The following is a 9,348-nucleotide window of genomic DNA, read 5'->3' on the forward strand; positions in this document are numbered from 1 at the left end:
GTTTCAAGTCCATACGGTTACCGCCGCTGCTTAAGAGTTGTGTCAGTCAATCAGCTAGGAAGATGTGGGGAATTGCAATCAGAGCAGCAAAAGTGACCTCAATGATCGCTTAACGGTGCAACATTTGAATTACGCTATGGTGATTTGAGCCACGTCTGAAGGTGCCGCTATGACAGTGCCGATCAACCAATCGCCGCTAAAGCTCAAACCTGCTGAAGCAATGCCCGGTCGCTATGGGTTGCCCTTCCTGGGTGAGACCTTGTCCATTTTTGGCGATGAAGAGCTGTACTACTGGCAACATTTTCAGCGGTATGGGTCTGTCTTCAAAACCCGGATTCTGGGACAGAAGTTTGCGTTTCTAGTTGGTCCTGAAGCCAACCATTTGTGCTGCTGGAACAGGCAGACCATGTTTCCACCACGTTGGGCTGGTTTTTCTTAAAGTCGCTCTTTGGCAACGGGCTGCTGTTCATGGAGGGTGAAGCGCACCGCATGGCTCGTCGCCTGATGTATTCAGCATTTCATGGCAGGGCGATCGCCCTCATCCCATCTCATCAAAACGTTCTAAGCCATTGCCGAAACTGCTTTACCGAACTGTTTTCACTCACTGGCGATCGCGTCTCATCTTGGGAGAAACACAGTGCAACACGATCGCACCTCACCGCTGTTCCCCAGCCGACATTGCAGCAAAATGCTCCATCAGCAGACGATGGATGAAGATGTAGCCACCACCCACTTTCTGAAGGAAGATGCGATCGACCGCATAATCCAGAAAATGCGCATAGTTCCAGGGTATATTGTGGCTCACATAAAATACGGCTCGGAGACTAATGTGAACGATGCAAGCTGTTCCTCCCATCAGTAGCCCCACAAAGAGTCCATAAAATATGCCCCAGTTCAGAGAAACGGTTAACCACTGACTGAGCAGGTAAAACACGAAAGAAAATCCTAGTGAGACCATAATTGCAACATTAGCGGATGTTTTGGCAGAGCGCCAAATGCCCTGATTTGGGGTCGTGCGAGTTTCAACTTCAGCACCCGCACGAAGGCCAGTTAAAAGTCCAAAAATCAAGCCTCCCAGCAGTACGAGGAGCAATCCTTCGATCAAATTACGACCCAGGGCACCAGATAATCCTAAGATAAGACCCATTGGAGCAGAGCCGATCAACCCAAAGATAAGGTATCTGCTGACGTTCCTCCAAGACCATCTCAAGGCTTCGACGGGTTTGAGGAAACTCATGCCAATGATGCCCCCAACCCACCAGTCCAGACCCCCTACAATCGGTACTGTTAACACCATCACAAGCCAACCCGCTTCGGGAGCCTTGGCAACGCCAGCAACCATACCGAAAAGCAAACCAGTCAAAAGCCCAGTCAAGAAACTGCCTGTTAACCGTTGCAGGAACACTTGGCGGGAACTGGGTTGCATTCGCTCAATTGCCATCGTGAGCCAAGTCCCAATAATGTTGGCAAGACTATAGATCGCCCAAACTGTGAGCCCGATTGCGAGCCAGTGCTGTTTCGCTCCCATACTGAGGGCGACGATGACTCCAAAAGCAAGTCCGACAATCAGCGATACCAGGATTGTATATAGCCAGCGTTGTCGGGGTGTTTGTAACCAACTGCGATCGAGCCACTCAATCAAAAAAATGGTTTGGGAAGACTGAACGAGCTGTTGCGCTAACCAGCTTAACCATCGCCTCGTTTGGGTTAGTGAGTAACGTGTATCACCGCCACGCCGCTTTAACATGCGATCGATATACACATCAAACAACCGTTGGCGATGAGCTTCCGCACTCATTTGAGGGAAGTCCTCCGGATGAATGCCTTCATACGCCAACACCATGATATTCAGCATGAGGGGCGATCGCGCCAGCTCTTGCAGCGCTGCATCGGTTATCAGTAACTGCCTTAAGCCTGTGAGATTCCCATTAAGATCATTCAAATAGCGATCGATTTGGGTGGGTTGTAGCGATCGCACATAGATAGCCTGTTGCACCATGAGGCGTTGGGAAAGCGCTTCGTAATCCTTGATGCGACTACAGACGACCATTTCGGTGCCATATGTCTGCTGAAATTGGTTAAGCGCGCCGACACACGCCTCTCGCTGGTCTGCCCGCACTTCATCCAGCCCATCCAGCAGCAGGAGCAGTTGTTGTTCTCTAATCCAGGGTTGCGCGATCGCCTTAGGTATCTGATATTTCGTGTTTAATTCTGCCACCAGCCAATCGGCAATGCTGAGCGACTTACTGCCCCAGGAGGAGAGGTTGAACACCACGGGAAGCAACGCTTCCATGTCCTGCTCGGCGCGGGTAAGCAGCTCACGCGCCAGTTGGAGCAAGGTGATCGTTTTGCCTGCCCCCGGTTCGCCCAACAGCAGCAGAGTGCGTCCTGTGCCCAGTTGATCAAATAGATCAATCACAGTAGTGCCTTCAGGCAGAACGGGTTGAGCCGCACCCACTGGCTCTAAACCCAAAGACCACGGAGTTACCAGAACCTGCGATCGCTCTTCCAACCCCAGTTGCATGACGACCTGGTGATGCAACGAGGCTTCGAGAACGCCCTTAATCCAGAAGTTTTTGACCTTGTTGAGCAAGGCTTGTCGATTACGATACGCCTGGGGTGTCAGGGACGATCGCATAAGGGGCTGTTGGAGAGCAGCTTGAAGCACCGTTTTGATTGTGTCCGCATCAACACCCTGATAGATGCGATCGCCCACCTGAATCTCCCGACCCTGGCCCAGGTTTACGGTGTACTTGCCGAGCTGCACCACATTCTGCTCGGCTTTGTCCTGGAGCAGTTGCCGCAGCACTTTCCGATCGCCCTCAGTTTCTTCACTGTTGGCAATACGATCCAGGAGTTCACTAAGGTCATTAGAAGCAGCCATCGTCTAAACCCATCCTGCTGAGCGAAGCGCTTACCCTCAGATTACACATTGGTTAAGGCTATTCCCAGATTTGTAGGCTTCGTAAAGGCAAAATGGTGTGGTGTTCACTGAGCCAAACTCTGCCGAGAGTCTTAGTTATGATGGCGGCAGGTGTATGCTGGCTCTCAAGTCTCTGCGGCTCTCCAGTCCGTTCTCTCTACTGCCATGATGACTCCTGAAGCACTCAATGCCATTCTTGAGAGAATTACCCAAAAGCAGCAGACTGAGCAAGACATGGAGGTGCTGCGGCGATCGCTGCGCCTCGCTGGCGATACGGTGCAATGGGTCTCTCAGGATGGCAAGTTCAACACAACTGTTGGGGAAATTACCGGGGGAGCGGTTCACATTGGCGATCGCATCTATCAAGGTGCGAGTGCTGAAGCCATTCGAGACACCATCCAGTCTCTTCTTCAAGAACTTCAAGCGGCTGCTCAACCCACTGTCTCACCGTTAAAGTCAGCCGATGAACTCGTGCAACAGGTGCGATCGCGCCTCCATGATGACATTCAACGCTTGCATGGCACGATGCCGCTGTGGGGTGTGGATCATTGGGTGCCGTTGGGTGACTTGTTTGTGGACGTGAATATTCTGGAGGAGTTGAGCAGTAGCCGTCGATCAGAATTGGCTGACCTATGGCAGGACTTCAGCCAGAATCCCAGCTATCGCAGTCTCGATCGCATTGGTTTGGGCAGAGAGCGGCAGCGGGTGTCGGGGCTGGAGGTGTTGGCAAAGCATACGAATCTGATGGTAGTGGGCAAACCGGGTTCTGGGAAAACCACGTATTTGCAGCGAGTCGTGACGGAGTGCAATGCGGGAAATCTGCAAGCTCATGGGATTCCGGTGTTGATTAGGCTACGGGAGTTTGTCGAGGATGGGCGGGACATTGGCTATTCACTGGAGCGGTATCTAGAGCGGTGCTGGCAGTTAGCAGCAACAGAAACTCAACTGGTGCTCAATCAGGGGCGATCGTTGGTGTTGCTGGATGGCTTGGATGAGGTGACGGGGGACGATGGCAAGACCATTACCAAACAAATCAAGCGCTTTGCCCGTGCCTATCCTCAAGTACAGATGGTTGTGACCTGCCGAACGCAGAACCAGGAATCACGGTTTGAGCGGTTTGACTATGTGGAAGTAGCAGATTTTAATGAGCCGCAGGTCAGAGCTTTTGTAGAACACTGGTTTCAAACGGTTTGTGCAGACCGAGTTGCAGGCCAGGCAAAGGCACAAGTATTTTTAGAACAGCTTTTTCGGGAGAAGAACCAGGCAATTCGAGAATTGGCAATTACGCCAATTCTGCTGAGTTTGACCTGTGCGGTGTTTCAGCAGAAGCAGGCATTTTACTCAAAGCGCTCCAAGCTCTACGAGGAGGGTTTAGAGCTATTGCTGGAGCAGTGGGACAAATCGCGGGAGATTGAGCGAGATGAGATTTATCGCGATTTGTCGGTGGAGCGGAAGCTGGAGCTACTGAGCTACTTGGCAGTGAAGAAGTTTGAGAAACCGCAGTATGTGTTGTTTGAGCAGGCGGAGCTTGAGGGGTATATTGCGGGGTTTTTGGGGATTGGGTTGCGGGAGAGTCGAGGAGTGTTGCGATCGATCGAATCTCAGCATGGGTTGTTAATTGAGCGATCGCAGAAAGTTTGGTCGTTTTCTCACCTGACTTTTCAGGAGTATTTGGTAGCAAAGTGGTTTTGCGATAGGCAGAGTGATTGGCAAATTCTCGCTAGTCAAACTGGAAAGAGGCAGTGGCAAGAAATATTTTTGCTAGTTGTTGAAATAGCAAAAAACGCCGGCAAATTATTACATTTAATGCAGGATAACATTAATTGCATGGTGATTGAAAGCCACAAATTGTGTCAATTGATTGATTGGATCAGCCTGAAGCAGTCCTCGATTAAGACTTTTTATGAATCACCTGCTGTTCGTGCCTTTTATTTTGTTCTCAATTCTAGTCTTCGCGTTCCTTATGGCAATTCAATTAATTTTGATCTTGCACTTGCGCTGGGTTTTGAGCCTGGTTATGCTCGTGCTGCTACCCTCGGTACCTCTTCAGCAAGAAACTTAACCCTTACTCCTATTCAAACCAATCAAGGTACATGTGTCCTAGAATTTGATTATGATCTTGCCTTAGATTGTTCGCTTTCCAGTGCTTTGAGCATCGCTAGTATCTTTTCAACACGTAATAATACCAATAACACTTCTGCTCCTGCCTGTCCTCCTTCAAAGCTAGCCCGTGAGCTTTCCCTTCGCCTAGGCCGTCCTCATGCCTTTGACCCTAAACTAAGAGAGACTTTACTAGAGCTCAAATCTAAACTCCCAGAACCATATGAAGATGAAAGAGCAAAGTCATGGTGGCGTACTAAAAGTCAGGCTTGGTCTGAGCAATTAAGAGCTACTATGATCAAGTATCGTAATATTGGTCAAGATTGGCAGTTAAGCAATGATCAAAAGCAATTATTTAAGCGGTATTATGATGCAAATCAGTTATTAGTAAAATGTTTGCATAACAGTACTATAGATGCTCTAAGTAGAGAGAAGATTGAGAAGAGATTGCTACTACCGATCGCCGAAATCGAAAAACGCAACCGCGAAAAAGTAGAATAGAGCGATCGCATTCGATACAATCAGCGATCACAACAGTTGAGCCACGGGAACATCTAGAAGAACCGTCGAGTTGAGTGGAATGCTTGGAAAAAATCTTTGTAGGGTATTGTCTCAGCGCATTTCATCATGAGTTGATAGGCTTCCTCTGAGCGTAAGTTGCAGCGGAGCGATTTAACTAGTCTTCGAATTGCTATCTCATTGCCAGTCCCGATTGTGCCCAGACTCTCAGCTACGCGCCTACAGGTGTATTCATACCGAGAAGGTTTTAGCCTGCTGACTAGTGCTTGAATTGCTACCTCATTGCCAGGATCGATTTTGCCCAGATTCTTGGCTACGATCTCACGGGTGAATTCATCCTGAGTAGTTTTCAGTACCCTAACCAGTGCTCGAATTGCTACCTCATTGCCAGTCCCGATTTTGCCCAGACTCTCGATTATGCTCCACCGGGCGGATTTATTCTGCCAGATCCTTATAAGCCTGGCCAGTGCTCGACTTTCTGTTCCATTGTCAGGCCCAATTGTACTCAGAATCTCAACTATGCTCTTACAGTTGAATTTACTCCGAGTGGTTTCCAGCACCCTGACCAGTGCTCGAATTGCTATCTCATTGCCAGGATCGATTGTGCCCAGACTCTCGGCTACGATCCACTGGGTGGATCTATTCTGAGGGCTTTCTAGCATCTTGACCAGTGCTCGAATTGCTATCTCATTGCCAGTCCCGATTCTGCCCAGACTCTTGACTACGCTTCCACGGGTGAGTTGACTCCGAGTGGTTTCCAGCACCCTGACCAGTGCTCGAATTGCTATCTCATTGCCAGTCCCGATTCTGCCCAAACTCTCGGCTACGCTTCCACGGATGAATTTATTCCGAGTAGTTTCCAGTACCCTGACCAGTGCTCGAATTGCTATCTCATTGCCAGGATCGATTCTGCCCAGACTCTCAGCTACGCTTCTACGGGTGTATTCATCCTGAGTAGTTTCCAGCACCCTGACCAATGCTCGAATTGCTATCTCATTACCAGTCCCAATTGTGCCCAGACTCTCAGCTACGCTCTTACAGGTGAATTTGTCCTGAGTGGCTTCCAGTACCCTGACCAGTGCTCGAATTGCTATCTCATTGCCAGTCCCGATTCTGCCCAGACTCTCAGCTACGCTCCTACGGATGTCTTCATCCTGAGTAGTTTCTAGCATTCTGACCAGTGCTCGAATTGCTGTCTCACTGTCAGGATCGCTTGTGCCTAGACCCTCAACTACGCTCCTACAGATGTCTTCATCCTCTTGATTGGCCTCCAGTACCCTGACCAGTGCTCGAATTGCTATCTCATTGCCAGTCCCGATTCTGCCCAGACTCTCAGCTACGCTCTTACAGGTGAACTTATCCTGAGTGGCTTCCAGCACCCTGACTAGTGCTCGAATTGCTGTCTCATTGCCAGTCCCGATTCTGCCCAGACTCTCGATTACGTTTCTAGGAATGTCTTCATCCTGGGTAGTTTCCAGTACCCTGACCAGTGCTCGAATTGCTGTCTCATTGCCAGTCCCGATTCTGCCTAGACTCTCGGCTACGATCCCACGGGTGTATTCATCCTGAGTAGTTTCCAGTACCCTGACCAGTGCTCGAATTGCTGTCTCATTACCAGTCCCGATTCTGCCCAGAATCTCGGCTACGCTCCTACGGGTGTCCTCAGCCTGAGTAGTTTCTAGCACTCTGACCAATGCTCGAATTGCTGTCTCATTACCAGTCCCGATTGTGCCCAGAATCTTGGCTACGCTCCTACGGGTGTCCTCAGCCTGAGTAGGTTCGGGCACGCTGACCTGTCCTCGAATTACTGTCTCATTGCTAGGATTGATTCTGCCCAGGCTCTTGACTACGCTCCAACCGGTATCTTCATCGCGGGTGGTTTCTAGCACCCTGACCAGTGCTAGGATTGTTCTCTGGGAATCTGTACTGCTGAGAGCATTTGTAGCCCAATCTTTCCTGGCTTGTACTCTAGCTGACGCAAATAGCCCAATCCAGTATTGTTTTAGCCAACTGAAATCACCAAACTTCCACTGAATAAGTTGACTAACAACTTGATTAGCATAGGCGCAATCCTTATACTCAGCAATTCCTGCTGCTGCTAACAAAAATGCACTATCGCTGTAGAAACCACCACAGCCATCCTTAAACGTCATCAGTGCCTGAATTAAGGCTTCCTTCTTTGGCTTCAGCGCTTTATCCTTACGTCCTAACCACAGCAGAAATACCTGCCTCCACTGCGGTTCAAAGATGCGGTAACTGGCTTTCTCCGACTTGATTTTTTTGGGAATGTGGTTGAGCAAAAAATGCCAATCATTGATTCCTAATGCCGCAAAGTACTCCTCAAAGGTCGGATGGTAGAAAGCATACACGTCTTGCGCTGAATCAAGTGCATCAACCCCAACCTTGTTTAGCCAACCCACCTTCAGTGCCAGGTCAAACAGGGTTTCTTGTCCACCACACACCGATTCTTTCAAAAAACGACTGATAAAGTCCTGCCGCAGTCGAAAGCGAGCTTGCTGTTGCTCTTCTGCATCATCGATCGCCGCCAAAGACAGTTTCGCCAATGCTTGATTCAATTGCTCCCGTTGCTCCAGCGTGGTTGGGAACTGCTCCTGTTTCCACTCATAAATGCGATCCACAAACCGTTGATACAAGTCCGCCTGGGTGTCTGGTAATTGGCCCTGCTGCAAATACCAGTTGAAGCACAGCAACGTCAATCGCAATGGATTTTTGACTAGATCCCGAATCCGCTCTCTCCCTGATTCCTTCAGGGCAGAACACAAGGCTTGTCCCAAATTGGCTTTTCGCCGTGGTGCAAACCATTGCCCAATGAACTGCTCCACCTGGTCTGGATAGGCAAACTCCAGCGTGCGGTATATATCAAACTGTTCCAGCGAATTGCGATTTCCATCCCACAAATTCAGTCGGCAGGTCAGGAGGATGCGCATTTGTTGCAGCCATCCTCCCTCATGAAGTTGTCGTTGAATCTCACTCAATGGATTCCCAGAAACCTGCATCTCATCTAATCCATCCAGCAGTAGCCAAACCCGTCCTTGCTTAAACTGCTTCCCGAAGTTCTCCCTATGTGCATGAACCGCTTCTGCCCCTCCTGCTTCTCGAATCACCCGTTGCAGCCATCGTCTCTCTAAATAGGTTTCCAAGCTGTCGCCCTGTAAATCTGCTAGCGATAGCCAAATCACAATCGATTCTGGAAATTGTTTCGAGACCCATCGACCAATCTGTTGGAGCAGCGTTGTTTTCCCAGCACCTGGCTCACCAATAATAGCAACTCGCTTTCCCTGGCTTTTGGGACTTTGCCCCTGTTGTAAAACCTGCTCCAGAAATTGCTCATGCACAAATCGTTGTGTGACCTCTACTTCCTGCTCTAGCTCAGATTTCTCAGGTGATCGCTCCTGCTCCCTATCTTCCCGTTTCGGTTCTCCACCTTCCCGATAAAGGTCCGATCCCTGTTTTGGAGGTACGTCCTGCTTCCGGCGTGGTACCTTCTTCCGCTCCACTAGACCCAACGGTACATACACCTGCTCCATCCGATAGGCAATGTCTTCACCCCTTGTCATCGGGTTAGTGGTCAACTGGAGACGTTCCTCCAGTTGCGATCGGCTAACCTGCTGCCAGTCAATTGTTGGTAAGGAAGGAGATTGCTCTGGTCTCAGCAAGCCCCGAATCTCTTCCAACAGCTTTTTATCTAACCCATCCCCAATAGAAATATCCTCACCCCGATCAAAATTAGTTAGGACTTACGCACAAGCCATTTTGAGCGATGGATGTTTGAGTTGTTGACACAG

At 49.6% G+C, this 9,348-nt stretch carries 5 protein-coding genes; 3 read left to right on the forward strand and 2 right to left on the reverse strand.

Translation table 11 applies throughout. The features are described 5' to 3' along the window. The first annotated feature begins 169 nt into the window (after positions 1-169). A complete protein-coding gene (locus tag AC5JLP_RS00130; RefSeq protein ID WP_496065856.1) occupies positions 170-439 on the forward strand; it encodes a hypothetical protein in 270 nt (89 codons plus the stop codon). Then, positions 385-714 carry a hypothetical protein gene (locus AC5JLP_RS00135; RefSeq protein ID WP_496065857.1) on the forward strand — a complete coding sequence of 110 codons (330 nt, stop codon included), beginning with the start codon at positions 385-387 and terminating at the stop codon, positions 712-714. The genes AC5JLP_RS00130 and AC5JLP_RS00135 overlap by 55 nt, the downstream gene beginning before the upstream one ends. On the opposite strand, the gene AC5JLP_RS00140 is transcribed toward AC5JLP_RS00135, so the two are convergent. Then, positions 656-2,884, reverse strand: a complete 2,229-nt coding sequence (locus AC5JLP_RS00140) for an NACHT domain-containing protein (protein ID WP_496065858.1) — start codon at positions 2,882-2,884, stop codon at positions 656-658. The genes AC5JLP_RS00135 and AC5JLP_RS00140 overlap by 59 nt on opposite strands. 150 nt (positions 2,885-3,034) lie before the next feature. Between AC5JLP_RS00140 and AC5JLP_RS00145 the strand changes: the two genes are divergently transcribed. Next, the gene (locus tag AC5JLP_RS00145) at positions 3,035-5,524 is read left to right on the forward strand and encodes an NACHT C-terminal helical domain 2-containing protein (protein WP_496065859.1); all 2,490 of its coding nucleotides are present in this window, start codon (positions 3,035-3,037) and stop codon (positions 5,522-5,524) included. 53 nt (positions 5,525-5,577) lie between these two features. Here AC5JLP_RS00145 and AC5JLP_RS00150 read toward each other — a convergent pair whose 3' ends face one another. Beyond that, positions 5,578-9,237: a HEAT repeat domain-containing protein gene (locus tag AC5JLP_RS00150; protein WP_496065860.1), complete on the reverse strand. Its 3,660-nt coding sequence runs from the start codon at positions 9,235-9,237 to the stop codon at positions 5,578-5,580. Between the last annotated feature and the right edge of the window lie 111 nt (positions 9,238-9,348).

The organism is Stenomitos rutilans (assembly GCF_059505485.1).

What these genes read in the sequence shown, in the direction of transcription:
- AC5JLP_RS00130 (WP_496065856.1), top strand. Translation starts at nt 170, where the DNA reads ATGACAGTGCCGATCAACCAATCGCCGCTAAAGCTCAAACCTGCTGAA.
- AC5JLP_RS00140 (WP_496065858.1), bottom strand. Translation starts at nt 2,884, where the DNA reads ATGGCTGCTTCTAATGACCTTAGTGAACTCCTGGATCGTATTGCCAAC.